Origin of the sequence: Pseudomonas bubulae (assembly GCF_037023725.1) — a bacterium.
Classification (GTDB): domain Bacteria; phylum Pseudomonadota; class Gammaproteobacteria; order Pseudomonadales; family Pseudomonadaceae; genus Aquipseudomonas; species Aquipseudomonas bubulae.
Window position 1 is genome coordinate 193,467 of sequence record NZ_CP146077.1, and the last position, 25,280, is coordinate 218,746.

24 protein-coding genes are annotated in these 25,280 nt (G+C 60.6%); 7 read left to right on the plus strand and 17 right to left on the minus strand.

Annotated features, from left to right (window positions below):
- Together tsaE and V6L81_RS00950 are read right to left on the minus strand one after the other, a co-directional pair.
- Nucleotides 1-471 (minus strand): tRNA (adenosine(37)-N6)-threonylcarbamoyltransferase complex ATPase subunit type 1 TsaE, encoded by a 471-nt coding sequence (gene tsaE, locus V6L81_RS00945; RefSeq protein WP_016783300.1) that lies wholly within the window; start codon nt 469-471, stop codon nt 1-3.
- Nucleotides 459-1,319, minus strand: a complete 861-nt coding sequence (locus V6L81_RS00950; RefSeq protein ID WP_317757285.1) for an NAD(P)H-hydrate dehydratase — start codon at nt 1,317-1,319, stop codon at nt 459-461. Before V6L81_RS00950 ends, tsaE begins: the two co-directional genes overlap by 13 nt.
- A 62-nt stretch (nt 1,320-1,381) precedes the next feature.
- Here V6L81_RS00950 and queG point away from each other — a divergent pair, with 62 nt between their 5' ends.
- The gene (gene queG / locus V6L81_RS00955; RefSeq protein ID WP_095020195.1) at nt 1,382-2,449 is read left to right on the plus strand and encodes a tRNA epoxyqueuosine(34) reductase QueG; all 1,068 of its coding nucleotides are present in this window, start codon (nt 1,382-1,384) and stop codon (nt 2,447-2,449) included.
- Between the two features lie 23 nt (nt 2,450-2,472).
- Here queG and V6L81_RS00960 read toward each other — a convergent pair whose 3' ends face one another.
- Complete coding sequence (locus V6L81_RS00960) at nt 2,473-3,084, minus strand: trimeric intracellular cation channel family protein (RefSeq protein ID WP_019826256.1); 612 nt, start codon at nt 3,082-3,084, stop codon at nt 2,473-2,475.
- 184 nt (nt 3,085-3,268) lie between these two features.
- Nucleotides 3,269-3,811, minus strand: coding sequence for an oligoribonuclease (orn, locus tag V6L81_RS00965; RefSeq protein ID WP_086799078.1), 543 nt, complete (start codon nt 3,809-3,811; stop codon nt 3,269-3,271).
- A 106-nt stretch (nt 3,812-3,917) separates the two neighbouring features.
- On the opposite strand from orn, the gene rsgA reads away from it, so the two are divergent.
- Nucleotides 3,918-4,949 (plus strand): small ribosomal subunit biogenesis GTPase RsgA, encoded by a 1,032-nt coding sequence (rsgA, locus tag V6L81_RS00970; RefSeq protein ID WP_095000948.1) that lies wholly within the window; start codon nt 3,918-3,920, stop codon nt 4,947-4,949.
- A gap of 109 nt (nt 4,950-5,058) precedes the next feature.
- Here rsgA and motB read toward each other — a convergent pair whose 3' ends face one another.
- Nucleotides 5,059-6,045, minus strand: coding sequence for a flagellar motor protein MotB (gene motB, locus V6L81_RS00975; RefSeq protein WP_095000947.1), 987 nt, complete (start codon nt 6,043-6,045; stop codon nt 5,059-5,061).
- 3 nt (nt 6,046-6,048) lie between these two features.
- A complete protein-coding gene (gene motA / locus V6L81_RS00980; RefSeq protein WP_095000946.1) occupies nt 6,049-6,900 on the minus strand; it encodes a flagellar motor stator protein MotA in 852 nt (283 codons plus the stop codon).
- Nucleotides 6,901-7,052: 152 nt separating this feature from the next.
- On the opposite strand from motA, the gene V6L81_RS00985 reads away from it, so the two are divergent.
- Genes V6L81_RS00985 through asd form a run of 3 tightly spaced genes read left to right on the plus strand, consistent with a single transcriptional unit; the run spans nt 7,053 to nt 10,331 of the window.
- A complete protein-coding gene (locus tag V6L81_RS00985; RefSeq protein WP_095000945.1) occupies nt 7,053-8,591 on the plus strand; it encodes an HDOD domain-containing protein in 1,539 nt (512 codons plus the stop codon).
- Nucleotides 8,592-8,627: 36 nt separating this feature from the next.
- Nucleotides 8,628-9,455 carry a rhodanese-like domain-containing protein gene (locus V6L81_RS00990; RefSeq protein ID WP_095017684.1) on the plus strand — a complete coding sequence of 276 codons (828 nt, stop codon included), beginning with the start codon at nt 8,628-8,630 and terminating at the stop codon, nt 9,453-9,455.
- Between the two features lie 9 nt (nt 9,456-9,464).
- Nucleotides 9,465-10,331: an archaetidylserine decarboxylase gene (gene asd / locus V6L81_RS00995; protein WP_338660418.1), complete on the plus strand. Its 867-nt coding sequence runs from the start codon at nt 9,465-9,467 to the stop codon at nt 10,329-10,331.
- Between the two features lie 115 nt (nt 10,332-10,446).
- On the opposite strand, the gene serB is transcribed toward asd, so the two are convergent.
- Entirely contained in the window at nt 10,447-11,661 is a 1,215-nt protein-coding gene (serB, locus tag V6L81_RS01000) for a phosphoserine phosphatase SerB (RefSeq protein ID WP_095000944.1), read from the minus strand.
- A gap of 132 nt (nt 11,662-11,793) precedes the next feature.
- On the opposite strand from serB, the gene V6L81_RS01005 reads away from it, so the two are divergent.
- Complete coding sequence (locus tag V6L81_RS01005; RefSeq protein ID WP_095000943.1) at nt 11,794-13,341, plus strand: AhpA/YtjB family protein; 1,548 nt, start codon at nt 11,794-11,796, stop codon at nt 13,339-13,341.
- A 211-nt stretch (nt 13,342-13,552) separates the two neighbouring features.
- On the opposite strand, the gene V6L81_RS01010 is transcribed toward V6L81_RS01005, so the two are convergent.
- From V6L81_RS01010 to V6L81_RS01050, 9 genes are all read right to left on the minus strand, one after another.
- Nucleotides 13,553-14,257, minus strand: a complete 705-nt coding sequence (locus tag V6L81_RS01010) for a membrane integrity-associated transporter subunit PqiC (protein ID WP_179292897.1) — start codon at nt 14,255-14,257, stop codon at nt 13,553-13,555.
- A gap of 179 nt (nt 14,258-14,436) precedes the next feature.
- Nucleotides 14,437-16,701: a DNA topoisomerase IV subunit A gene (gene parC / locus V6L81_RS01015; RefSeq protein ID WP_095000941.1), complete on the minus strand. Its 2,265-nt coding sequence runs from the start codon at nt 16,699-16,701 to the stop codon at nt 14,437-14,439.
- 11 nt (nt 16,702-16,712) lie between these two features.
- A complete protein-coding gene (locus V6L81_RS01020) occupies nt 16,713-17,234 on the minus strand; it encodes a TIGR02281 family clan AA aspartic protease (RefSeq protein ID WP_095000940.1) in 522 nt (173 codons plus the stop codon).
- A complete protein-coding gene (locus V6L81_RS01025) occupies nt 17,231-18,211 on the minus strand; it encodes an esterase-like activity of phytase family protein (RefSeq protein ID WP_130872276.1) in 981 nt (326 codons plus the stop codon). The genes V6L81_RS01020 and V6L81_RS01025 overlap by 4 nt, the downstream gene beginning before the upstream one ends.
- Nucleotides 18,211-20,115: a DNA topoisomerase IV subunit B gene (gene parE / locus V6L81_RS01030; RefSeq protein WP_095000938.1), complete on the minus strand. Its 1,905-nt coding sequence runs from the start codon at nt 20,113-20,115 to the stop codon at nt 18,211-18,213. Before parE ends, V6L81_RS01025 begins: the two co-directional genes overlap by 1 nt.
- 51 nt (nt 20,116-20,166) lie before the next feature.
- Nucleotides 20,167-20,775, minus strand: coding sequence for a YqiA/YcfP family alpha/beta fold hydrolase (locus V6L81_RS01035; protein WP_095000937.1), 609 nt, complete (start codon nt 20,773-20,775; stop codon nt 20,167-20,169).
- A gap of 95 nt (nt 20,776-20,870) precedes the next feature.
- A complete protein-coding gene (cpdA, locus tag V6L81_RS01040) occupies nt 20,871-21,686 on the minus strand; it encodes a 3',5'-cyclic-AMP phosphodiesterase (RefSeq protein WP_095000936.1) in 816 nt (271 codons plus the stop codon).
- A 114-nt stretch (nt 21,687-21,800) separates the two neighbouring features.
- Entirely contained in the window at nt 21,801-22,253 is a 453-nt protein-coding gene (locus V6L81_RS01045) for a DUF1249 domain-containing protein (RefSeq protein ID WP_338660419.1), read from the minus strand.
- Nucleotides 22,244-22,861, minus strand: coding sequence for an NUDIX domain-containing protein (locus V6L81_RS01050; protein WP_095001096.1), 618 nt, complete (start codon nt 22,859-22,861; stop codon nt 22,244-22,246). The genes V6L81_RS01045 and V6L81_RS01050 overlap by 10 nt, the downstream gene beginning before the upstream one ends.
- Nucleotides 22,862-23,084: 223 nt before the next feature.
- Here V6L81_RS01050 and V6L81_RS01055 point away from each other — a divergent pair, with 223 nt between their 5' ends.
- Complete coding sequence (locus V6L81_RS01055) at nt 23,085-23,831, plus strand: RsiV family protein (protein WP_095023821.1); 747 nt, start codon at nt 23,085-23,087, stop codon at nt 23,829-23,831.
- Between the two features lie 105 nt (nt 23,832-23,936).
- Here the strand turns inward: V6L81_RS01055 and cytX are convergent, their stop codons facing one another.
- The gene (cytX, locus tag V6L81_RS01060; protein WP_179291745.1) at nt 23,937-25,208 is read right to left on the minus strand and encodes a putative hydroxymethylpyrimidine transporter CytX; all 1,272 of its coding nucleotides are present in this window, start codon (nt 25,206-25,208) and stop codon (nt 23,937-23,939) included.
- Nucleotides 25,209-25,280: the final 72 nt, after the last annotated feature.

Consider the following 25,280-nt stretch of genomic DNA (forward strand, 5'->3'; position numbering starts at 1 on the left):
TTATTTGTATTCCGGCGCCAATGCGGCACACCAAGACTCGCCACGAGAACCTTGGGGCGTCAGCGTCAGCAAACGCCCGGTGTTATGCGGCCTAATGGTAATGGTCAGGTCAGGCTTTGGCAAAAAGCCTGCACCTTTATCGGGCCACTCGATCAAGCATAGGGCGTCTTCGTCGAAATAATCGCGAATCCCCATATATTCCAGCTCTTCCGGGTCGACCAGCCGATACAGGTCAAAGTGGAAGGCCCGAATATCGCCAATCTCGTAGGGCTCGACCAATGTGAAGGTCGGGCTTTTGACCGAACCCGTGTGACCAAGGCCGCGAATCAGGCCACGTGACAGGGTGGTTTTACCCATACCCAGGTCGCCGTCGAGAAAAATCAGGCCGTGACCTTGAGTGACAGTGGCCAGGCGCGCGCCAAATGCGGTCATGGCCTCTTCGTCGGCCAGTTGTAGTGTTATTTCGTGCACGGTGCGTGTTCCTCCAACAACTGACGAATGACTGGAATCAAATCACTGGCCGCCAGCCCACGGCCCAATTGTCCTTGTTGCTCACCGGCGCGGGCATGCAGCCACACCGCCAGGCATGCGGCGTCATAAGCGCCCAACCCCTGAGCCAGCAGCGCGCCGATCACGCCTGCCAGCACATCCCCAAGACCGGCCGTAGCCATTGCCGGATGGCCGTGACTGCAAATGGCCAATTCACCATTGAGCCCTGCAATCAGACTGCCTGCACCTTTAAGGACGCACACTGCTGAGTATTTTTTAACCAACGCCCTGGCCGCAGCCGGTCGATCGGCCTGTACCTGCCCGGTGCTGATACCCAGCAAGCGTGCGGCTTCACCCGGGTGCGGGGTCATCACCGACCCTGGTGCCAGCGTGATGACTGCGTTGGACAACAAATTAAGCGCATCGGCATCCCACACCTGCGGCATTTTTGCCTGTGCCGCGGCCGACAACAGACTGCGCCCCCAGGGCGCCTGCCCCAAACCCGGTCCCACCACGACCACCGAAGCCTGCGCCAGTACGCCCATCAACTGGTTGGCCGACGATACGCCGAGCACCATCACCTCGGGCACCCGCACCAGCGCAGCAGGCACGTGCTCGGGGCGCGTGGCCAGGGATACCAGGCCAGCGCCACAGCGTAGTGCAGCCTGGGCGCTGAGGGTAATCGAGCCGCCAAATCCACGATCGCCACCCACCAGCAGCACATGCCCGAACTGGCCTTTATGGGCGCTCGGGGCTCGTCGAGGTAGTGGCGCCAGATTATCTGCGCTAAGGGCTTGGGGGTCGGCTAACAGGTGTTTGGTCTGCGGCATGCGTGTTTGGCTCCGATGTCTGGCAGAATTATACGCATCTCAGCTCCGGTTTCTCTTGTCCCATGCCTGCTATTACTGCCGACCTCCCCGCTCTCGCCCGATCCATCAAGGAATGGGGCCGCGAGTTGGGCTTTCAACAAGTCGCCATTGCCGGCCTCGACCTGGGAGAACACGAACACCATCTGCAACGCTGGCTGGAAGCCGGCTACCACGGCGACATGGACTACATGGCCGCCCACGGCAGCAAGCGTTCACACCCGCAAGAGCTGGTGCCCGGCACAGTGCGCGTGATTTCCCTGCGCATGGACTACCTGCCCGGTGACACTCATATGGCGCAGCTGCTGGCCCAACCGGAAAAAGCCTACGTTTCACGTTATGCCCTGGGCCGCGATTATCACAAGCTGATCCGCAAGCGCGTGCAACAACTGGCCGACCGCATCCAGAAGGACATTGGCCCGTTTGGCTTCCGCGCCTTTGTCGACAGCGCCCCGGTACTGGAAAAGGCCATCGCGCAACAGGCGGGTCTGGGCTGGATCGGCAAGAACACCCTGGTGCTCAATCGCAAGGCGGGCAGCTACTTCTTCCTGAGCGAGCTGTTTGTCGATTTGCCGCTACCGGTCGACGCCCCCCACGAAACCGAACACTGCGGGCGCTGCACCGCCTGCCTGGACATCTGCCCCACCAATGCCTTTGTCGGGCCTTATGTGCTGGATGCGCGCAAATGCATTTCGTACCTGACCATCGAGCTGAAAACCGCGATCCCTGAAGAATTGCGCTCGATGATCGGCAACCGGGTATTCGGCTGCGATGACTGCCAGATCGTCTGCCCCTGGAACCGTTTTGCCCGCACCACCGCAGAAGGGGACTTCAAGCCACGGCATAACCTGGACAATGCCGGCTTGGCCGAGCTGTTTATGTGGGATGAAGACACATTCCTGAGCAGCACCGAAGGTTCGCCGCTACGCCGGGCCGGGTACGAGCGCTGGCTGCGCAACCTGGCTGTGGGCCTGGGTAATGCGCCGTCGACGATCCCGGTGCTGGAAGCCCTGAATGCGCGGCGTGACTACCCGTCGGAGCTGGTGCGCGAGCATGTGGAGTGGGCGCTGACACAACACGCCAAGCGGGCCTGAGCCAAGCCCGCTGCCACAGTTGCTTAATGCTCGTCGTTATAAACGAACTTGGGCATTTCCCAGTTAAAGCGGATCGCCAGCAAACGCAGCAGCAGCCCGCCGAACAAGGTGACGAAAATCGCCTGTTCGTTGGGCATTTCCAGATAAGTACACAACAAGAAACACCACGCCGCAGCAAACGAAACGCTGGCATACAGCTCGCGACGGAAGATCAACGGAATGTCGTTGCAGAAGATGTCACGAAGGATGCCGCCAAAGACCCCGGTAATCACTCCGCTCACCGAAGCCACCAGCATGCCCTGGCCCATCTCCAGCGCGGTCATGCAGCCGATCAGGGTAAACGCTACCAGCCCCAGGGCATCAAGCACCAGAAACAGCGAGCGCAGATGACGCATCAAGGGCGCGATAAAGATCGTCACCAATGCAGCGAACGTGGTCAGTACCAGGTATTCCGGGTGTTTGACCCAGGTCAGCGGGTAGTGCCCCAACAGGACGTCACGCACCGAACCGCCGCCTAGCGCGGTGACGCAGGCAATCAGCACCACGCCGAACCAGTCCATGCCCCGACGCCCGGCAGACAGCGCGCCGGTCATGGCTTCGGCAGTAATGGCAACTAAATAAAGCATCAGCAACATGGCAGCGATCCTTGCAAGAAGGCGCGCAGTCTACTCTCAGTTGGCATTGGCACCAAAAGCGGGCAACAAATACTGTTCTTTGTGGGAGCGGGCTTGCTCGCGACGGCTTCGCTGCGGTTCGGTAGATGTACCGAGTCGCTTGCATCGCGAGCAAGCCCGCTGCCACAGGGGGATCAACGGCAGCTTAGAATTTGATGAAATGCTTGCGGTAGTGTTGCAGCTCGGCAATCGACTCGCGAATGTCGTCCAGCGCCAGATGCGTACCCTTTTTCACCAGGCTGTCGCGTACTTCCGGCGCCCAGCGTGCAACCAGTTCCTTGAGCGTCGAAACGTCCAGGTTGCGGTAGTGAAAGTAGCTCTCCAGGGCTTTCATGTGGGTGTACAGGAAGCGGCGGTCCTGGCAGATGCTGTTGCCGCAGATCGGCGATTTGCCTTTGGGTACCCACTGTTCAAGGAACGCGATGGTCTGCGCTTCGGCTTCGGCCATAGTGGTGGTGCTGTCCTTGACCCGCTGGGTCAGGCCGCTGCCGCCGTGGGTGCGGGTATTCCACTCGTCCATGCGCGCCAGCACGGCATCACTATGGTGGATGGCGATGACCGGGCCTTCGGCCAGGGTATTGAGGTTGCTGTCGGTAACGATGGTGGCCATTTCAATAATGACGTCGTTGTCAGGGTCCAGACCGGTCATTTCCAGGTCGATCCAGATCAGGTTCTGCGCGTTTTGCATAATGGCCTCCAGTGCTTAGGTGCGCAGTTTAGCTTAGGCACGCGGCCCTCGTGCTAAACTCCCCGGCGTTTTACCCTTCTTATCGTTTTATCAACACGGAACACCCATGGCCAAACGCCAGCTCAACCGTCGTCAGAATTGGCGCATCGAAAAGATCCAGGGCGAGCGCGCTGCCCGCGCCGCCAAACGCGAATCCAGTGCCGTCGAAGCGCTTGAAGGCGGCGATTTAGGCCCCGAGCAACTTGGCCTGGTGATCGCGCACTTTGGTGTGCAGGTCGAAGTCGAAGCCCAGGAAGGTGAGCTCAAAGGCCAGATGTTCCGTTGCCACCTGCGCGCCAACCTGCCCGCTCTGGTAACCGGTGACACGGTTGTGTGGCGCGCCGGCAATCAGGGCATCGGCGTTATCGTCGCCCAGTTGCCGCGCAAGACCGAGCTGTGCCGCCCTGACAGCCGTGGCCAGCTCAAGCCGGTTGCTGCCAACGTCGACATGATCGTGATTGTGTTCGCGCCCATGCCCGAGCCGCACGCCAACCTGATCGACCGCTATCTCGTCGCTGCCGAGCACGCCGGGATTCGCCCGCTGTTGCTGCTCAACAAGGCTGACCTGATCGACGAGCAGAACGCACCGGCGCTGAATGCGTTGCTGGGGGTTTATCGTCAACTGGGTTATCCGGTGCTGGAAGTGTCGGCCCATCACGGCGATGGCATGCAGCAGTTGCAAGCGCAACTGGACGGCCATATCAGTGTGTTTGTGGGTCAGTCGGGCGTTGGCAAGTCGTCCCTGGTCAACAGCCTGCTGCCTGAGGTCAACCTTCGGGTCGGGCCGCTCTCGGAGATTTCCGGCCAGGGTACGCACACCACGACCACGGCGCGCTTGTTCCACTTCCCGGGCGGCGGCGATCTGATCGACTCCCCGGGTATTCGTGAGTTCGGCCTGGGCCACGTCAGCCGTGCCGATGTCGAGGCGGGGTTCATCGAGTTCAACGACCTGATCGGCCGTTGCCGCTTCCGCGACTGCAAGCATGACCGCGAGCCGGGCTGTGCATTGCTGATGGCCCTGGAAGATGGCCGCGTGCAGCAACAGCGCATGAACAGCTATCGCTCGATCATTGCCAGCTTGCCTGAGTCGAGTTACTGATTCAGGCCAGAAGCCCCCTCACCCCAACCCTCTCCCGGAGGGAGAGGGGGCAAATTGTCAGTGCTCTTGAAGCCGCGTGCGCTCAGTCCCCTCTCCCTCTGGGAGAGGGTTAGGGTGAGGGCGGCGGGTCGTCAAACAGATTCAGCTTCTGCCGTTCTTCATGCATCGGCAGTGGCTGTTTGTCGGCGGGCAGCTTGATCGGGTCAACTGGCGCCTTGGGCAGTTCCTGGGGCTTGACTGACTCCGCACCCTGCTCGCCTTCAATCGCCTGCTGGGCCTTTTTGTTCAGCACCACAATGTCGATACGACGGTTGACCGGATTATTGGGGTTAGCCGTGTCGAACAGCACTGACGAGGCATAACCCACCACCCGCGCAATCTGCCCTTCCGGGTAGCTGCCCGCCACCAGCGCACGCCGCGCAGCATTGGCACGGTTGGCCGACAACTCCCAATTGCCGTAATCACCGCCCCCCGCATAAGGCATGGCATCGGTGTGGCCGCTGATGCTGACCTTGTTGGGTACTGCCTTGATGGTGTCGGCCATGGCCAGCAAAATATCTTCGAAGTACGGTTTGAGCCGTGCACTGCCCACGTCAAACATCGGCCGGTTTGCGGCATCCATGATCTGGATACGCAGGCCGTCCGGGGTGATTTCAAACAGCAACTGATCCTTGAACTTGCGCAGCTGCGGGTTTTCTTCGACCTTGTTCTGCAACTCCTGCAACAGCAGTTCGAGGCGCTCTTTCTCGACCTGCTCGGCCATGCTTTCAACCTGCTCGGCATCTACCTTGATCTTGTCGGGCTGGGGCTGCAGTTTTTCTTCAGGGTTGAGGGTGTTGTCCGGCGCCAAGGCCGGAGTGCCGCCCAGGTCGATGACGTAGGGCGTGCCGCTTTCGCTGAATCCGATCGGATCTTTGAAATAACCACCAATGGCGATCTTTTGCTCGGGCGTGGCCGCCGTCATCAGCCACATCACCAGAAAGAACGCCATCATCGCCGTGGCGAAGTCGGCAAAGGCGATTTTCCAGGCGCCACCGTGATGGCCTGCGGCGTAGCGCTTGACGCGCTTGATGATTATGGGCTGGTTGTTTTCCATAAATCAGCGACCACGAACCACTTGTTCCAGCTCGGAAAAACTGGGCCGGTGCTTGGGGTACAGGACCTTGCGACCAAACTCGACCGCCAGCGACGGCGGCATGCCTGAGGCCGAAGCCACCAGCGAGGCCTTGATCGATTCATACACGTTGAGTTCTTCCTTGGCATCGTGAGCCAAAGACGTCGCCAACGGACCGAAGAAACCATAGGCCGCCAAAATACCGAAGAAGGTACCTACCAGCGCGGCGCCAACGTGCATGCCGATGGCCGCCTGATCACCTTCGCCCAGCGAGGCCATGGTCACCACAATACCCAGTACCGCGGCGACGATACCGAAACCCGGCATGCCGTCGGCGATACCGGTAACGGCGTGGGAAGGATGCTCCAGCTCTTCCTTGAGGTTATACAGCTCCATGTCAAACAACCCCTCAAGCTCGTGGGGGGCCATGTTGCCCGAGGACATGATGCGCAGGTAATCGCAGATAAACGCGGTCATGCGCTCATCTTTAAGGACAGTGGGGTATTTGGCGAAGATAGGGCTGGCGGCCGCGTCTTCAATGTCGCTCTCGATGGCCATCATGCCTTCGCGACGACTTTTGTTGAGAATCTCGTAAACCAGGCCCAACACTTCAAGATAAAAAGCGTGGGAGAAACGCGAACCGAACATGCCCAGTGATTTTTTGATCACATGCATGGTCATGTAACCGGGGTTGGCTTGCAGGAACGCACCGAAGGCCGCACCGCCGATGATCAAAACCTCGAACGGCTGGATCAGCGCCCCGATTTTGCCGTGGGAAAGTACGTATCCGCCGAGCACACTCGCGAACACGACGATGATGCCGATAATTTTAGCCATAGATATAAAAGTACTTCTTGGGTCGGTTCAAGGTCATATTCCAGCGTAGCTAAAACTCTTCTTCTCCTTATCGGCGAATCTGCGCCAGACTATAGCCGGTAGAGCCGAAAAGCCATTCGACCCCCAGATTGGATGATCATCGCGTCCTCATTATGGCCAACGAAACCCGCGCACCGATATCAACACCCACCACCCTGGATGCCTGGGTTGCACACCTGGACGCCGTCGATCTGCCGATCCCGCAAACCAGCCATGCGCGGGTCTTCAAGACCCTCAACGACAGTCGCCGCTCGTTACGCGAAATTGCCGAGGTTATGCAGGACAGCCCGGCGCTGGCCCTCAGACTGATCCGCGAGGCCAACCAGCAAGCCCAAAGCAGCCTGAGCGAGCCGGCCGAGAGCCTTGAAGTGGCGATCAACCGCCTGGGCCTCAAACGCACCCAGATGCTGCTTGAACATGTGCCGGCGCTGGCGATCGAGGATATCCCGCTGGCCTACCGACAAATCCAGCTGATCAGCCAGCACGCCGCACAACAGGCCATTGGCCTGTTCGGCAATCGCCTGGCGCGGCTCTGGCAGGAAATCTACTGGAGCAGCCTGCTGTTTCTGTCACCGCTATGGGCCCTGGCACTGACCCACCCACTGCTGCTCGAAACCTGGGAACGGCGGGTGGTCGGGCACAATGAGTGCGCCAGTAAAGTCGAGCGCCAGCTTTTTGGTGTGCCACTGTTTGATATCTGCCGCAGCCTGGCCGAGCTGTGGCGTCTGCCGGGGTGGGTGATGCAAGGTTATACGGTGATCACCGAAGAGCGCCGCACCCTGGTCAGGGTGCTGCATATCGCCCGCGACACCCATCACCCCCTGCGTCAGCAACAACTGCTGGACGCCGACCCGGCCCTGCGGCGCTGGCTCAACCAGCCTGCCAACAGTGTGTTGCTGGCCAACTGCCTGGCGCTGTCAGCCCAGCAGGGCTGGGACACACCGCACAACCTGCGCTGGCAGTACGTCACCAGCCTTTACCTGCAAATGCCCCTGGACGAAGTTCAGCAGCAGGCACACCAGCAGGCCGCGAGCAGCGCGCGCTATCACTCCAGCCCCGACCTTTGGCATCCGGCCCAGGCATTGCTCTGGCCGTGGGACTCACGCCGCAACGGGGACAATTCGCAGGCAGCCCCGCCTCCCTCGGCCGAGGCACTCGTCGCCTGGCGCAAACATTGCGGGCAGCTGCTGGAGCAACCCAGCGCATTCAGCAACCCGATGCATCTGAGCACCTGTGCCCGCGAAGCCTTGCAGGCGTGCGGCATGCGCCGGGTGATGATACTCACCCCCGACAAGACCTCGACCAGCCTGAGCGTCAACCAGATTGCCGGCCTGGGCAGAACCGCCTTCGACCTGACCGTCAACATCAGTGACAGCACCGCGCTGCAACGCCTGATGATGCAACCTGCACAAGTGCGCCTGACGCCCGAAAACAACGCGGTGATCTCCGCAGTCTTGCCCTACAGCCTGCGCAGCCTGTTCCCCGGCGAGCATCTGCTGCTACGCTCGCTGAGCAATAACGGTCGCGTGGTCATGCTCATACTGGCAGACCAGGGCGGCGGGCCATTTTCCGAAACCAGCGTGCAAGCCTTTGGCAAAACGGCCCAATGCATCGAGAAAGCCTTGAATACCTTTAGTAGTCGCGGGCGCTAGCGCTACAATCCCCCCTTTTTGCTCTGGAGGCTTCCTATGCCTGGCTTCTCTGGCTTGCCATTAGTGATCGAGCCCGGCGACCTGCTCGCCCGGCTCGACGCACCCGAACTGATCCTGGTTGACCTGACCAGTGTTGCACGCTACGAGGCCGGGCATATTCCGGGCGCCCGTTTTGTCGACCCGAAACGCACGCAACTGGGCTTGCCACCGGCACCCGGCCTGCTGCCGTCGCAAGCGTCACTCGAAACCCTGTTCGGCGAGCTGGGGCACAATCCCGACGCGGTCTATGTGGTCTATGACGACGAAGGCGGCGGCTGGGCCGGGCGGTTTATCTGGCTGCTTGATGTAATCGGGCACAAGGCATACCACTATCTGGACGGGGGCATTCACGCCTGGATTGGCGAAGGCTATGCCCTCAGTCAGGACGTGCCTGCCGCCGTCAATGGCCCGGTGGCGCTGACCTTGCACGATGAACCTACTGCCACCCGCGAGTACCTGCAAAGCCGCCTGGGCGCCGCCGACCTGGCGATCTGGGATGCACGCAGTGCCGCCGAATACAGCGGCGAAAAAGTGCTGGCGGCCAAGGGCGGGCATATCCCCGGGGCCAAGCATCTTGAGTGGACCACCGGCATGGATAAAACCCGTAACCTGCGTATCCGCCCGGACATGGCGCAGATCCTCAAGGATCTGGGCATCACGCCAGACAAAGAAGTGATTACCCACTGCCAGACCCACCACCGTTCCGGCTTTACCTATCTCGTCGCCAAGGCGCTCGGTTACCCGCGCGTCAAAGGCTACGCCGGCTCCTGGGGCGAATGGGGCAACCACCCCGACACCCCCGTCGAGCTACCTGTAAAAAATTAAGGACCTTGAATGAAAAAGCGTTTGTTCCTCCTCAGTCAGTACCTGTTGCCGCATCACCTGCTGTCACGCCTGGCCGGCTGTATTGCCGAATGCCGCGTACGCTGGTTCAAGAATGCGTTCACCAGCTGGTTCGCCAAGCGTTATCAGGTAGACATGTCCCAGGCCCTGGTTGAAGACGTGACCGCCTACGAGCACTTCAACGCCTTCTTTACCCGCGCCCTGAAAGACGGCGCCCGCCCGCTGGATCAAACTCCGGGTGCGGTGCTAAGCCCTGCCGATGGCGCGGTCAGCCAGCTGGGCCCGATCGAACACGGCCGCGTGTTCCAGGCCAAGGGCCACAGCTACAGCGTGCTGGAGCTGGTGGGTGGCGATGCTGCAGTAGCAGCCCAGTTTATGGGCGGCGAATTTGCCACCATCTACCTGTCGCCCAAGGACTACCACCGCGTGCACATGCCACTGGCGGGCACCCTGCGTGAAATGATCTACGTGCCGGGGCGCCTGTTCTCGGTCAACCAGACCACCGCCGAAAACGTGCCGGAGCTGTTTGCCCGCAACGAGCGTGCGGTGTGCATTTTTGACACCGAGCGCGGCCCGATGGCCGTGGTATTGGTCGGTGCCATGATCGTGGCATCCATTGAAACCGTGTTTGCCGGTCTGGTTACCCCGCCGAAACGCGAGCTGAAAACCTTCCGTTACGACGAAGCTGCCCGTGCGCCGATCCACCTGGAAAAAGGTGCCGAGCTGGGTCGTTTCAAACTGGGTTCGACGGCGATCGTGCTGTTTGGCGCGGATCAGGTGAAATGGGCCGAAGGCCTGACGGCAGGAACGCCGGTGATGATGGGTCAGAAAATGGGTGCATCGGCGCACGCCGAATAACCCATAACCCTGTGGGAGCGGGCTTGCTCGCGATGCTGGCAACTCGGTGCATCTGATTCACCGAGGTGATGCAATCGCGGGCAAGCTCGCTCCCACAGGTCATTTACAGGGGGGCTCAGCCCTGGCTGTTACGGTCACGCTGACCGAGCAGGTACAGCACGCCATCCAGGCCCAAAGTCGAAATTGCGTGCTTGGCCGATTTCTTGACCAGCGGCTTGGCACGGAATGCCACACCCAGCCCGGCAATCGCCAGCATCGGCAAATCATTGGCGCCATCACCGACCGCAATGGTCTGCTCCAGGCTCAAGCCTTCCTTTTGTGCCAGTTCGCGCAGCAAATCTGCCTTGCGCTGGGCATCAACAATCGGTTCGACCGCAACACCGGTCACCTTGCCGTCCACCACTTCCAGTTCGTTGGCAAAGACATAGTCGATGCCCAGCCTGGCCTGCACTTGTTTGGCAAAGTAGGTGAAACCGCCTGACAGGATCGCAGTTTTGTAACCCAGACGCTTGAGCTCGGCGAACAGCACTTCAGCGCCCTCGGTCAGGCGCAACGAAGCACCGATGGCATCCAGCACGCCCACGTCCAGGCCCTTGAGCAGCGCCATGCGCTCCTTGAAACTGGCCTTGAAATCCAGTTCGCCAGCCATCGCGCGCTCGGTGATGGCCGCCACTTGATCCCCCACGCCTGCCGCCTTGGCCAGCTCGTCGATCACTTCAGCTTCGATCAGCGTCGAGTCCATGTCGAACACCGCCAGGCGGCGATTGCGACGGAACAGGGTGTCTTCCTGCAGGGCGATATCCACGCCCAGCTCCTGGGCCAGGTTGAAGAAATCGGCACGCAGCGCGTCAACATCCACAGGCTCGCCACACACACGCAGCTCGATGCAGCTTTTGCTCGACTCGGTCGACGCATCCAGCGGCACGCGACCGGACAGGCGATCCGTCTGCTCAATGTTCAAACCGTGCTGGCTGATCACCGATGTCACGCGCTGCAGCTCATGGGCGGTCACCTGGCGGCTCATCAGCGTGACCACATGCCGGGTCTGGCTTTGTTCGTGGACCCAGCGCTGGTAATGCTCTTCGCTGATCGGGTCGAAACGCAGCTGCAAACCTTCCTTCGCGATTAAGGGCTGCAGGTCCTTGAGCACTGCCGAAACCAGCTCGGCTTGTGGAATTTCGACCAGAAAACCCAATGACAAAACGCCATGGATGGCGGCCTGACCGATGTCGAGAATATTCACACCATTGCTGGCCAGTACACCGGTAATGGCCGCAGTGAGACCCGGACGGTCCTCACCTGTGATGTTTATCAGGACGATTTCGCGCAAGGCACACCCCCATTCGCTAAAAAAAACGCATTCTACCCACTTTCAGTGACCATCGGGCACCGCCAAGGCTTTGCCGCCCTCAGGCCGCTCGCTATACTGCGCACCAACTTAACGGACTAAGAGCCGCGCTCAGTGAACCGGCCATCGCCTGTCAAAACCGATAACTTCTTCCTGCTGATCTTCCGGGCCCTGCGCGATCGCCGCGTTCCGCTTGCTCTGCGTATCGCCAGCCATAACGTGATCCTGGTCGCCCTGGCACTGGTCATCTATGCCGTGGTCATGGGCCTGCAATTCAAGCAGGCCATGCACGAACAGGCCGACGCCCTGGGGCAGAGCCTGACCACGCAAACCGCCACCTCGGCGACCGAGCTGCTGGTGTCAAACGACATCCTCAGCCTCAACGTGCTGCTCAACAACCTGACCAAAAACCCGCTGGTGGCCCACGCGGCCATTTATAGCGTGGATAACCGTATCCTCGCCGAAGCCGGGCAACGTCCCAAAAATGGCCTGCTGGGCGAAACCGAGGGTGTGTATCAAACCAAGATCACCTTTCAGGATGTGACCGCTGGGCATCTGCGCATCAGCCTGGACATGCACCAGTTCGAGCAGCCGATGACCATCAGCCTGCAAAGCATGGGCATTTTGAGTGCCATCCTGCTGGCCCTTGCCCTGGCCTTAAGCTTGCGTCTGGGCCGTCATATCACCACGCCCCTGCTGCAACTGCGGGTATGGCTGCGCGAACCCGATCCTTACACCCCGGCCATCCAGCGCCAGGATGAGATCGGCGACCTGGCTCGTCAGCTCCACACCCGCCTGGCCCCTCCGGCACCAGAGCCTGAGCCAGAACCAGAAGAAGACGACTACGACGACAGCGACTACGAAGAGGCCGAAGACAACGAGCCGAGCTTTGAAGTGCGCAACCTGAGTGACCCGACGTTCGATGAGACTGCAGCGGCACCTGCGCCCAAGGCTGCACCTCGACAGTTGGTGAGCACCGAAGAAGACGAGAACGACGACGAAGACCCGTTTGCCGACCTGCGCGACACCAGCACGGCGAGTGCCGCGCCGGTTGCCCTGGCCAAACCAAAACCGGTCGCATCTGCGGCGCCGCAACCGAGTGCCGTACTCGCGGTGCAACTGGGGGCACAGGAGCAATTGCGCCGCCTGCCCCGCGCCCGATTGATGGAACTGCTGGAACGCTATCGTGATTGTCTGAACCAGGCAGCCTCGCTATACCAAAGCGAACTGCATACGCTGAACGATGGCAGCACACTGATGCTGTTCCACAGTGAAGACAGCGGCGACGACTACCTGACCAACGCCATTTGCTGCGGCGAGCTGCTGCGTGCATTGGGTCACGCCCTGCAAATCGAAGTGGCAGACAGCGGCATTACCCTGCAATTGCAACTGGGCCTGGTGCTGGGTGAAGGCCTGAGCGGCATGAGTCAGATTGACCTGCTGCTGACCGAAACGGCGCAGGATGCACTGGCCTTGTCGCAACACAGCCGCAACCTGTTGCTGGTAGAGCGCAAGATCAGCGATGACCCGCTGATCCGCCAGCGCGCCCGAATCCGCCCGATTGCCAGCCCGGAAGGCGCCTGCTGCGTAGAGCGCCTGATGGAGCCTTATCCTTCGATGCTGGAGCGCCAGCTGGCGCGGATGCATGAGAGTCGCGGGTAGCCAAAGCCAAGAGCACCCTCACCCTCTCCCGGAGGGAGAGGGAACTGATTGGGGGATGCTTGTGCTCTATTGCAGCCTGACTGATGGGCAGTGAATCCAAAAACCACATGATCAGTCCCCCCTCCCTACGGGAGAGGCGTGGTGAGGGGCTTTTGACCTGCCATAAAAAATCCCGCACATGTGCGGGATTTTTTTGTTTCTGGCCACAGCCTCAGAAGCGGAAGATTTCCATATCCGTGCGTATCGGTGAGGCCATCGGGATACGAGGTTTATCCGCACCCTGCTTGGGGGCTGCCTTGGACGGCGCCTTGGGCGCTTCCACCAGAGGCGGCTGGTTGGCCAGAGGCTTGAGTGCCACCGCCAATTGCTCGCTCAACTGTTGCAACAACTTGCCCTGAGCCTTGACCTGGTCCGCCGTACTGCCCCCGTGCGGCTGCTCCAGGTGCACGATGCGGTTGTCACGCACTTGCCCGCGACGGTCAATCAAGCGCCATTGTGCGTCCAGCACTGCAGGCAGATCCTTGCCCGAGTCCAGCCGAGTGATCGACAACAACACTTGCACATCCGGGCTGAAGCCCGCAGGTGCCGGGGCCTGGACCACACGCTGGCTGTCCAGGCGCCATGCCAGTTGGCGCACCAGCAGCTGGTCGATATCTGCCGACAGGCTACCCGCCCATCGTCCGTCAGTCGCAGCGCTCAAACTGCCATCAGGCTGGCGTTGCAGCAAGGTTTCGCGTTGCAGGTAGTCGGCCACGCTGATCGGGCCAAGTACCACAGCCATGCCGGCGCTTTGCGCGGGCTGGCCGGGGCTGCCGCTGTCCAGCTGGTACAAGGCCGCTGGCTGGTGCGTGCTGCACCCCGCCAGACCCAACACACCGGTCAGCAACGCAATTAAAGGAAGGCGTAGAACGTTCATCATTCCATCCAGGTGGCCGCCTCAGGGCGAGCCGCAGTGTAATTCTCGAAAGGCTCGCAAAGCACATTGCCATAAGCCGTGCCGCTAACGCGGCATATCATCCGCGAATATTGGGCATGACTCCAGCGCTGTCGCGCCGATCTGCGCTTAAAAACGCAGGCCGGGCGCACTAAACAGGCTTAATTGGGGGTTTCTACCAACAAGGCATCCACACGCTGGAACCCACGAGGCAGTTTGTTGCCACGACGGCCACGCTCACCTTTGTAGTGTTCCAGGTCATCCGCCTTGAGCGTCAAGGTACGCTTGCCCGCCTGCAATACCAATGCGGCATTGTCTGGAAGTACCGCGATGTCGGTCACGTACTCTTCGCGACTGGCCACGCGGTCGCCGGGTATGCCGATGATCTTGTTGCCCTTGCCCTTACCCAGCTGCGGCAGGTCGCTGACTTTGAAGATCAACAGGCGCCCTTCAGTGGTTACCGCCGCCAGCCAGTTGTGCTCGCGATCGGACACCGGCCGCGGCTGCATCACCTGCGCGCCTTTGGGCAGACTGAGCAGCGCTTTACCGGCCTTGTTCTTGGCTTGCAGGTCTTCACCCTTAACCACAAAACCATAACCGGCATCGGAGGCGATCACGTACAACGCGTCGTCTTCCGGCAACAGCACGCACTCGAATGTCGCGCCCGGAGGCGGGGTCAGACGACCGGTCAGCGGTTCGCCCTGACCACGGGCCGACGGCAAGGTGTGCGCAGCCACTGAGTAGCTGCGCCCCGTGGAGTCGATAAACACCGCAAACTGGTTGGAGCGCCCGGCAGCGGCGGTTTTGTAACCATCCCCCGCTTTATAGGACAGGCCGGTAGCGTCCAGATCGTGGCCTTTACCGCAACGTACCCAGCCTTTCTCCGAGAGCACCACCGTGACCGCTTCAGTCGGCACCAGCTCGTTTTCCGACAGGGCCTTGGCTTCTGCGCGGGCCACGATTGGCGAACGACGATCATCGCCGTAGGTTTTGGCGTCTTCCAGCAGTTCAGTGCGCACCAGCTTTTTCAGCTTGGCTTCGCTGCCCAGCAGGGCTTGCAGCTTGGCTTGCTCTTTACGCAGCGCATCCTGCTCGTCGCGCAGCTTCATCTCTTCCAGACGGGCCAGTTGGCGCAGGCGCGTATCAAGGATGTAATCAGCCTGGGTTTCACTCAGGGCAAAGCGTGCAATCAGCTCGGCCTTGGGGTGTTCCTCGGTGCGAATGATATGGATCACTTCATCGAGGTTCAGGTAAGCGGTGAGCAAACCGTCCAGCAGGTGCAGGCGGCGCTCGACTTTATCGAGGCGGAACTGCAGGCGGCGGCGCACGGTGTTGACGCGGAACTCCAGCCATTCAACCAGCAGGGCGCGCAGGTTTTTCAGCTGCGGCTTGCCGTCCAGGCCGATGATATTGATGTTGACCCGGAACGTGGACTCAAGCTCGGTGACAGCGAACAAGTGCTGCATCAGCTCGTCGAGATCGACCTTGTTGTTGCGCGGAATGATGACGATACGGCACGGGTTTTCATGATCGGACTCATCGCGCAGGTCGGTTACCATCGCCAGCTTGGTCGGCTTGGCCTGCATCAGCGCGGCGATCTGCTCCAACACCTTGGCACCCGACACCTGATGCGGCAGTGCAGTGACCACGATGTCGCCGTCTTCGATGTGATACACCGCACGCATGCGCACCGAACCACGGCCGGTCTGATAGATCTTCAGCAGGTCGGCGCGCGGGGTGATGATTTCAGCTTCGGTCGGGTAGTCCGGGCCTTGAATGTGTTCGCACAATTGCTCAACCGTGGCTTTCGGCTCGTCGAGCAAACGCACGCACGCCGCCGCCACTTCACGCAGGTTGTGCGGCGGCACATCGGTGGCCATGCCGACGGCGATGCCGGTGGTGCCATTGAGCAGGATATTGGGCAAACGTGCCGGTAAAACCGCAGGTTCGTCGAGGGTACCGTCAAAGTTCGGTACCCAGTCCGCCGTGCCCTGGCCCAATTCGCTGAGCAGGACCTCGGAGTAACGCGACAGGCGAGCTTCGGTGTAACGCATGGCGGCGAACGACTTGGGATCGTCCGGCGCACCCCAGTTGCCCTGGCCGTCGACCAGGGTGTAGCGATAGCTGAACGGCTGTGCCATCAGCACCATCGCTTCGTAGCAGGCCGAGTCCCCGTGAGGGTGGAATTTACCGAGCACGTCACCGACGGTACGCGCCGATTTCTTGTGCTTGGAGTCAGCGTCCAGGCCCAACTCGCTCATGGCGTAAACAATACGCCGCTGTACGGGCTTGAGGCCGTCGCCGATATGCGGCAAGGCCCGATCCATGATGACGTACATGGAGTAGTTGAGGTAGGCCTGTTCGGTGAAGTCGGCCAGTGACCGGCGTTCTACACCGTCCAGGCTGAGATCAAGGGAGTCGCTCATGCGGACCTCATTCAGTTCGTTGTCTGGCGCAGCAGCATGGTGCCGCCGCGCTGGGTAAATTCAAGTTTGTTCAGCGCACTCATGCCCAGCAGCACCTGCTCGCCGTCCAGCCCGGGGGCCGCTACAGCTCGCACATCGCGCAGCACAATGGCGCCCAGCTGCAGGCGATCGATGCGGGTCTGGTAGCCCTGGGTGCGGCCATTGGCGGTGCTCAGGGTCACCGGGAGGCCCTTGGGCAGTGCCAGTTGCCTGGCCAGATCCAGCGGTACTGCCACATCGGTGGCACCGGTATCGAGTAAAAATTCCACCGGCACGTTGTTGATCCGGCCACTGGCTACGAAATGGCCCTGCACGTTGCCGAGCAGTTTGACTTCGATATAACCCTCGCCTTGCTGCGAGGTCACTTCGGTATTGGGGTTTTGCTGACGCTGTTCCCAGCGCCCGAAAAACTGCGTGGCCAGGTACAGGCCCGCGCACCAGGCCACGATCATGAAGATACGCCCCACGCCTTTGCCCGGTGCTTGCTGGCTCATTGTTTGGCACTCCAGCCACCTTGCGGTGCAGCAAAGCGCCAGACGATGGGACGTTTTTCGCCATCGGCGCGTCTATGGCTGCCGTTGTCGACCCCGACCCAGGCGCCCTTGGCATCCAGGCTCAGGGCCTCGGTGTTGCCATAGCCGGTGTTGTAACGCCGGGCATCGGTTAGGGCATCATTGGCAAACGACCAACAGCGTTCGATCTCGCCCGTATTCGGGGTACGCCGGCAAATACGATAGGCCATGCGCTCAAGGGTAAACAGCTTGTCCTCAAACAGCGCCAGGTCGGCAAAGTCCTTTGCCTGGGCCTTGGCGTTGAGTTGCGTCGGCGGCTGTTCAAGACCGCCTTCGCTCATCAGCACGCAACCGTTTTCGCAGTCCCATACACTCTGTTTTTTGCGAATAGTCAGCAAGCCACGGCGCTCACGCTCGGCCGCCAGCCATATCTGATTACCCTGCGGGTTGACGGCAATCCCCTCAAACAGCGCATTGAAATGCAGCAACATGCCGCTGGCACGGGCCTGACGCACCAGCGCCGGGTCGATTTTAAGCCATGAAGGCGCCCCGGCCTGAGGGATTTGCAGTACCGCTGCATGGGACTCACTGACCACGAACCGGTTGCCCGCCTCATCGCAACTGATCCCTTCAAAGTCCAGCTCGCCGCCGCGCAACGGGCTGATGGCCTTGCCCATCATGCGCACGCCCCACGGCAAGCCGCTTTCCGGCGCTGGCGGCACATCGACAGGCAAGGCTTCGGCCTGCCACAGAGACTCGCGGGTATCGAGGCGATAAATCTGATCATCATCACGATCAGACACCGCCCACAGCTCACCCGAACATAATGCCAGCCCGGACAGATTGCCACCGCGCATGCCTTCAACCGGATGCTCTGACTGCAACGCCAGTTCTGGCCAGGTATCGGCCATGACCGGCGCAGCACCCAAACAGAACAAGCCCAGCAAGGCACTGCGCATCAGGCCAGCACCTGCGCCAGGTTGCCTTTGGATTCGAGCCAGGACTTGCGGTCACCGGCGCGTTTCTTGGCCAGCAGCATGTCCATCATTTCTGACGTGGCGGCGAAGTCTTCAAGAGTGAGTTGCACCAGGCGACGGGTGTTCGGATCCATCGTGGTTTCGCGCAGCTGTGGCGGGTTCATCTCACCCAGCCCCTTGAATCGTGTGACTTGCGGCTTGCCGCGTTTTTTCTCGGCGACAAGACGGTCAAGAATGCCGTCGCGCTCGGCTTCGTCCAGGGCGTAGAAGATCTCCTTGCCCAGGTCGATGCGGTACAGCGGCGGCATCGCCACATAGACGTGACCGGCATCCACCAGCGGGCGGAAGTGCTGCACAAACAATGCACAGAGCAAGGTAGCAATGTGCAGGCCGTCGGAGTCGGCGTCGGCAAGGATGCAGATCTTGCCGTAACGCAACTGGCTCATATCGGCCGCGCCCGGATCGACACCGATGGCCACAGCGATATTGTGCACTTCCTGGCTCGCCAGCACTTCGCTGCCGTCGACTTCCCAGGTGTTGAGGATCTTGCCGCGCAACGGCAGGATCGCCTGGAACTCCTTGTCCCGCGCCTGCTTGGCCGAGCCGCCTGCAGAATCACCTTCCACCAGGAACAGCTCGGAGCGCATCGGGTCTTGCCCGGCGCAGTCCGCCAGCTTGCCCGGCAAGGCCGGCCCCTGGGTAATGCGCTTGCGTTCGACCTTTTTACTGGCCTTGAGCCTGCGCCCGGCGTTGTTGATCGCCAGTTCGGCCAGTTGCATGCCCAACTCGGGGTTGGCGTTGAGCCACAGGCTGAAGGAGTCCTTGATCACGCCCGAGACAAATGCCGCCGCCTCACGGGATGAAAGACGCTCTTTGGTCTGACCCGAGAACTGGGGTTCCTGCATTTTCATCGACAGCACGAACGCAATGCGCTCCCACACATCTTCAGGCGCCAGCTTGACACCCCGCGGCAGCAGGCTGCGGAACTCGCAGAACTCGCGCATGGCATCGAGCAAGCCCTGGCGCAGGCCGTTGACGTGGGTACCGCCCTGGGCCGTAGGGATCAGGTTGACGTAGCTTTCCTGCACGCTGTCGCCGCCCTCGGGCAGCCACAGCAAGGCCCAGTCGATGGCTTCCTTGTTACCGGCCAGGCTGCCGCAGAACGGCTCGTCGGGCAGGCGTTCAAATTCGCTGACTGCATCGACCAGATACGAGCGCAGGCCGTCTTCGTAATGCCACTCGACCTTTTCGTTGGTGTTTTTGTCTTCGAACGTAACCAGCAGCCCCGGGCATAGCACGGCCTTGGCCTTGAGCACGTGCTTGAGGCGGCTGACGGAAAACTTGGGTGAATCGAAGTATTTCGGGTCCGGCGCGAAGTACACGCTGGTGCCGGTGTTGCGTTTGCCCACGGTGCCGATAATTTCCAGATCGGTGGCTTTATAGCCATCGGCAAAGGTCATCTGGTACTCGTTGCCGTCACGCTTGACCTTGACCCGCACCAGCGTCGACAGCGCGTTGACCACCGAGATGCCCACACCGTGCAGGCCACCGGAGAACTGGTAGTTCTTGTTGGAGAACTTGCCGCCCGCGTGGAGCTTGGTGAGGATCAGCTCGACGCCCGGCACACCCTCTTCAGGGTGGATGTCCACCGGCATGCCGCGCCCGTCATCGCTAACTTCCAGCGAATGATCGGCGTGCAGGATGACGTTGACCGACTTGGCGTGACCGGCCAGGGCCTCGTCGACGCTGTTGTCGATGACTTCCTGGGCCAGGTGGTTGGGCCGGCTGGTGTCGGTATACATGCCGGGGCGTTTGCGCACCGGGTCGAGGCCCGAGAGGACTTCGATGGCGTCGGCGTTATAAGAGCTAGCGCTGGGAGTGGCCATAGGGTCTCGTCGTTAGTCGTAAGTGAAAAAAAGGGCCATTCGACGGGCGCCTTAAAGGGCCGCGAAGTCGATGGTTTCAAACTGTTCGGCGCCGATCCCTGCAAAGTTCAGCAAGTCGGGCAGCTGCTGGGCAAAGCCCTGATAACTGTGATCACCGCCCGCCTCAATACGCAACGTACATGCCGCGTAGTACTGTTCAGCGTAGCGGTAGTCCAGGGTTTCATCGCCTGTCTGCAACCACACCTGACAACGCTGCGCGTCCTGAGGGGCTGGCACTTCAAGTTCTGCCAGCGCCTGCACGTGATCGAGGGTCAGTTCCCAGGTTTCGCCGCTGTAGTGATTGGTTTGCGTGCCCAGATAGCCGTCGAACATCCGGTGCGGGCTGACGGCCGGATTGATCAGCAAGGCCTTGAGGCCGTATTGGCGGGCCAGCCATGTCGCATAGTAGCCGCCGAGCGAGCTGCCGACCAGCAATGGGCTGCCAAGCTCACTGATTACGCCCTGCAATTGGGCAATGGCCTGGCGCGGATGATGGTGCAGGGCAGGCACCCGCAGTTGCCCGCCAAGGCCCATGCCGTGCATAGCCGACGTCAACTGCATGGCTTTCTTGGACTCGGGGGCACTGTTGAACCCGTGGATATACAAGATGGAACCTGACATGCGATGACCCCCGAAGACCCGTTAAGCTGAACACAGCAACAATAAAGGCGCGCAGTTTAGCCTGACTCAGGGGCAATGACTCGCTTCAAGATAATTCAGTAATTGTTGGCGCTGTAATCCGGCTCAAAGGTGAAATCCGCCAGGCGCGACACGCCGGTTTGCAGAGTGCCGTCCGGTTGCAAGCGCAGCCAGCGATAGCCCGGTGCCTCGCCGCTGACCTTGAAGTCTGGGCTGCCCACCGCGAACTGGATGCAGGTAGAGGGCGTGGCCAGCAATCGAACGTCGTTGCGCTGCTGGTCGAACGCCTGATGAACATGCCCCCACAGTACCGCCCGGGCCTGGGGATAACGGTCCATGACCGACCAGAATTCTTTGGCATTGCGCAGACCGATCGGCTCCAGCCACGGGCAGCCCACCGACACCGGGTGGTGATGCAGGCACACCAGGTGATGGCGATCGGGGGCTTCGCTCAAGGACTGGGCCAGCAATTGCAACTGATCGTCCTCCAGGTAACCGGGGGTGGAGTGGGGAACAGCCGAGTTGAGCAGCGTAATGCGCCAATTGCCAATATCGACCACCGGCTCCAGAAGACGGCTTTGCACGGCCGCTTCACGCATCTGCGCAACTTGATCGTGGTTGCCGGGGATCCAGCGGCCAAAGGGTGCCAACGGCGCGGTCAGTGTGCGAAAGCGTTGATAAGCCTCGACACTGCCGTCCTGGGTCAGATCACCAGTGGCCAGCAGGCCGTCAATATGCGGCTGCTCGGCCTGCACCAGATCAATCACTTGCTGCAGGCTTTGCGCGGTCTTGAGCCCCAGCAGCGAGCCATCCGCTTCTGCAAACAGGTGGCTGTCAGAGAGCTGCACCAGCAGCACCGGGTCTTCGGTGGTCAGCGTGGATACATTCGGCAAGGTGGCTCTCCCGGGGAGGGTCAGTGAATGGCGCGATTATGCCATTGAGTATGGCCATTATGGGAGTAAGCGCCTTGATCCAGAGGCCAGTTTTTTGGTGCGCTTGCCAGGATTTCAGCGCACATCTGCGTACTCATGGCCACAGGCCAGGCAATGACTTAGCCACTCACCCAAAAACACATTGAGCTGGGCCTTTTCGTCGGGCTGGTGCATGGCGATATTGGGGTAGGGATAAATGCTGCGAAAACGCCGCGCATGCTCGGCCGCGATCACTTCGGCCATGCGCGCATCGTGATACACCTGCACCTGCAATTGAGGCACCGGCAACCACGGCAAGCTGTGCTCCTGGCTGACACGCAAGGTGCTGGTGTACGGGCAATCGAGGATCACCTCCAGCGTCAGCACGCCCAGCATCTGATCGCCCTGGGTCACGGCAATCTGGCGCGGGCCGGGTTGCTCGCGCATTTCGGGCAACAAACGCATCAGACGCGCATAGTTGGCCTCGCAAGCGGCCTGCAGCCCGATCAGATCGACCCGATAACGATCGCGAACCCCATTTACGACCATAACCCCCTCACTTCAGCGCGATTAAGCGCCAGCCATTGCAGGGCAATAATGCTCGCTGCATTGGAAATACGCCCATCACGTACTGCTTGCAGCGCATCTTCGTACGCCCATACCGTTACACGAATATCTTCTGCCTCTTCCTCCAGACCATGCAAGCCCCCGACGCCCTCAGTGCTGCAACGCCCGAGATAGAGATGAACAAACTCGGTGCTGCCCCCCGGCGACGGGAAGTAGCGAGTGATCGGCCACAACGACGAGAACGTCAGCCCGGCCTCTTCCTCACCTTCACGGTGAGCCACTTCCTCGGGCACTTCAGCCTTGTCGATCAGCCCGGCAACCAGCTCGATCAGCCAGGGCGTGTCAGTCTTGCCCAGGGCGCCGACGCGGAACTGTTCGATCAGTACCACTTCATCACGCTGCGGGTCGTAGGGCAGCACACAGACTGCATCATGTCGTACAAACACCTCACGACTGATCTCGCGACTCATGCCTCCGGCAAAGAGTTCGTGTCGCAGATGCACCCGATCAAGCTTGTAAAAACCCTGATAACCGTTCTCGCGCTTTACGATCTCGACGGTGCTTGGCCTGGCCTTGGTGATGTCAGTCATTACAAACCCCTTGCTGGCGAATTTCACCGTGGGCGGACCCTCGGCATCGCGCATCCTAACGCGCCAGAGACTGCGGATGCAGCCTCTTTTCTAACACGGGGATAGACGGATCGCCTGCAAAACAACTCTAATTGGCTCTACATAAGCTTAGTGGCGAACCGATGCCCATGCTGGCAGTCGAACCACCATCACTCCCCCACTCTTCCGACGATGAAGGACGACCATGTCGCTTTTAAAGTTTGCTTCCATGACTTGCATCGCCCTGACCCTGGGCGCTTGCCAAAGCGTGTTCCAGCCTGCGGTGCAAAAGCCGTTGGCGTTTGCCAATGACGCTTCTGAGCAAGTCAAGGCAGGCTGCACCGGCCAGGAATGCCCGCTGGTGAACATCGATACACTGCATTTTCCCGACGCCCCCAAGCTCGATGCGCTGATCGAAAATCGCCTGTTGCGAATGACCGTCAATTCGCCTGAGGACAAACTGGCGCCCTCGCTCAACGCCTATCGCGAACACTTCCTGCGTACGGCCGACAGCCGTAACAGCACTTATTTGCAGGCCAAGGTACGCGAGCAGCATGACGGTCTGGTGATTGTCGAGCTTTCCAGCTACCTGGATACCGGGGGCGCCCATGGCATGCCGGGCCGCGGCTTTATCAACTACTCGCGCTCACAGCAAAAGGACGTGACCCTGCAGGACATGCTGCTGCCGGGCCAGGAACAGGCTTTCTGGGGTGCAGCCAAAGTGGCTCACAACAACTGGCTGATCAGCAGCCATTACGGCAGCGATCCGGAGTTCGTGAAAAACTGGCCGTTCGAGAAAACCCCGCATGTGGCGCTGCTCAAAGACAACGTAGTGCTCAAGTACGACGTGTACAGCATTGCGCCGTACTCTGAGGGCCATGTTGAGTTGAAGATTCCGTACTCGCGTTTGAACGGGATTTTAAAGCCAGAGTGGTTTCCGGGTCGCGGGTAACGCCAACCGCCCCTGTGGCAGCGGGCTAGCTCGCGATGGGATCGATACGGTTTCACTGGAAAACCGCGTCGCCAGCATCGCGAGCAAGCCCGCTCCCACAGTGTGCTAGGCCGTTTTTGACCCGCGCCCCAACAGCCACTGCAACCCGCCGGCCAGCAACAACGCGGGCAATGTTGCGCCTACATCCGGCAGCACGTTCGCCAGCAGGTGATAAGTCAGCACCCCGCCCAGCCAGGCCAGCAGCGTCGGCCAGCGCCACAACTCAGGCGCAACCCGGGCACTGCGCTGGCGCAGGATAAAGTGATCCACCAGCACCACGCCGAACAATGGCGCGAACACCGAACCAATCAGCAACAGAAAGTTCTGGTACTGCGCCAGCGGCGCAAAGCAGGCGATCAAGGTGCAGACCACGCCGATGGCCAGGGCCAGATGCTCGACTTTCAAACGCAACAGAATTCCGCCTGACACCGCCGCCGAGTGAATATCGGCAAATGCGTTTTCCGACTCATCGAGCAAAATCAGCAGCAGCGGAATCCCCAGCCCGGCCCCTGCCAGCGCCAACAGCAGCGCATTCACTTCACCACTCGGGGCGAATGCCAGGGTGTAAGCCACACCCAGGCTCATCAGCCAGAAGTTACCGATAAAGAAGCCCAAGGCCGTGCCGCCGAACACGTTTTGTGCACGCTTGCCGAAGCGTGAGTAATCCGCAATCAGCGGCAACCACGACAGCGGCATGGCAATGGCAATGTCAAAACCCACTGCGAACGGCAGCGAACCATCGCCTTTTTGCGCCCACAGCGCTGGCAGGTCAGCTTTGGCAAACAGGTTCCAGGTCAGCCATAGACAGGCCGCCAGCAGTAACCAGATACCCCATTTGCGCAGAATCTTGCGCACAAAGGTCAATGGCCCGCTCACCGCAAGCAAGGTGGCCAAGGCGCCGAACAACAGCGTCAGCAACAGGGGGTTGCTCAACAGGCTGCCTTCGCCAAAAGCCCGGACGCCAAGCAGGCTGGCCGCGTCGCGCATCACGATGATTTCAAACGAGCCCCAGCCGATCAATTGCAACACGTTGAGCATGGCCGGGAGCATGGCACCGCGACTGCCCAGGCTGAGCTTGAGCGCAGCCATGGACGAAAGGCCGGTATCGCTGCCAATCACACCGACCGAAGCCAATAGCGACACGCCTACCAGCGTGCCGAGAAAAATCGCCAGCAATGCCCCTGACAGTCCCAGCCCCGGCGCAAGCAACGCGCCGGTCTGCAACACCATCAGGCCAATGCCGAGGGAGAACCACAGGGAGAACAAATCGCGACCACCGAATGCACGCCGGTCCAAAGGAACAGCAAGGTCGGGAGAGTAAGTACCGGGTGTGTTCAAGGAATGAATCCCACAAAGAGAAAACCGCCTAAAACCTGTGGGAGCGGGCTTGCTCGCGATGCAATCAACTCG

Excerpts from the sequence above, each read along its gene's own strand:
- V6L81_RS00950 (WP_317757285.1), bottom strand. The coding sequence starts at position 1,319 with ATGCCGCAGACCAAACACCTGTTAGCCGACCCCCAAGCCCTTAGCGCA.
- queG (WP_095020195.1), top strand. The coding sequence starts at position 1,382 with ATGCCTGCTATTACTGCCGACCTCCCCGCTCTCGCCCGATCCATCAAG.
- V6L81_RS00960 (WP_019826256.1), bottom strand. The coding sequence starts at position 3,084 with ATGTTGCTGATGCTTTATTTAGTTGCCATTACTGCCGAAGCCATGACC.
- orn (WP_086799078.1), bottom strand. The coding sequence starts at position 3,811 with ATGCAAAACGCGCAGAACCTGATCTGGATCGACCTGGAAATGACCGGT.
- rsgA (WP_095000948.1), top strand. The coding sequence starts at position 3,918 with ATGGCCAAACGCCAGCTCAACCGTCGTCAGAATTGGCGCATCGAAAAG.
- motB (WP_095000947.1), bottom strand. The coding sequence starts at position 6,045 with ATGGAAAACAACCAGCCCATAATCATCAAGCGCGTCAAGCGCTACGCC.
- motA (WP_095000946.1), bottom strand. The coding sequence starts at position 6,900 with ATGGCTAAAATTATCGGCATCATCGTCGTGTTCGCGAGTGTGCTCGGC.
- V6L81_RS00985 (WP_095000945.1), top strand. The coding sequence starts at position 7,053 with ATGGCCAACGAAACCCGCGCACCGATATCAACACCCACCACCCTGGAT.
- V6L81_RS00990 (WP_095017684.1), top strand. The coding sequence starts at position 8,628 with ATGCCTGGCTTCTCTGGCTTGCCATTAGTGATCGAGCCCGGCGACCTG.
- asd (WP_338660418.1), top strand. The coding sequence starts at position 9,465 with ATGAAAAAGCGTTTGTTCCTCCTCAGTCAGTACCTGTTGCCGCATCAC.
- V6L81_RS01010 (WP_179292897.1), bottom strand. The coding sequence starts at position 14,257 with ATGAACGTTCTACGCCTTCCTTTAATTGCGTTGCTGACCGGTGTGTTG.
- parC (WP_095000941.1), bottom strand. The coding sequence starts at position 16,701 with ATGAGCGACTCCCTTGATCTCAGCCTGGACGGTGTAGAACGCCGGTCA.
- V6L81_RS01020 (WP_095000940.1), bottom strand. The coding sequence starts at position 17,234 with ATGAGCCAGCAAGCACCGGGCAAAGGCGTGGGGCGTATCTTCATGATC.
- V6L81_RS01025 (WP_130872276.1), bottom strand. The coding sequence starts at position 18,211 with ATGCGCAGTGCCTTGCTGGGCTTGTTCTGTTTGGGTGCTGCGCCGGTC.
- parE (WP_095000938.1), bottom strand. The coding sequence starts at position 20,115 with ATGGCCACTCCCAGCGCTAGCTCTTATAACGCCGACGCCATCGAAGTC.
- V6L81_RS01035 (WP_095000937.1), bottom strand. The coding sequence starts at position 20,775 with ATGTCAGGTTCCATCTTGTATATCCACGGGTTCAACAGTGCCCCCGAG.
- V6L81_RS01045 (WP_338660419.1), bottom strand. The coding sequence starts at position 22,253 with ATGGTCGTAAATGGGGTTCGCGATCGTTATCGGGTCGATCTGATCGGG.
- V6L81_RS01050 (WP_095001096.1), bottom strand. The coding sequence starts at position 22,861 with ATGACTGACATCACCAAGGCCAGGCCAAGCACCGTCGAGATCGTAAAG.
- V6L81_RS01055 (WP_095023821.1), top strand. The coding sequence starts at position 23,085 with ATGTCGCTTTTAAAGTTTGCTTCCATGACTTGCATCGCCCTGACCCTG.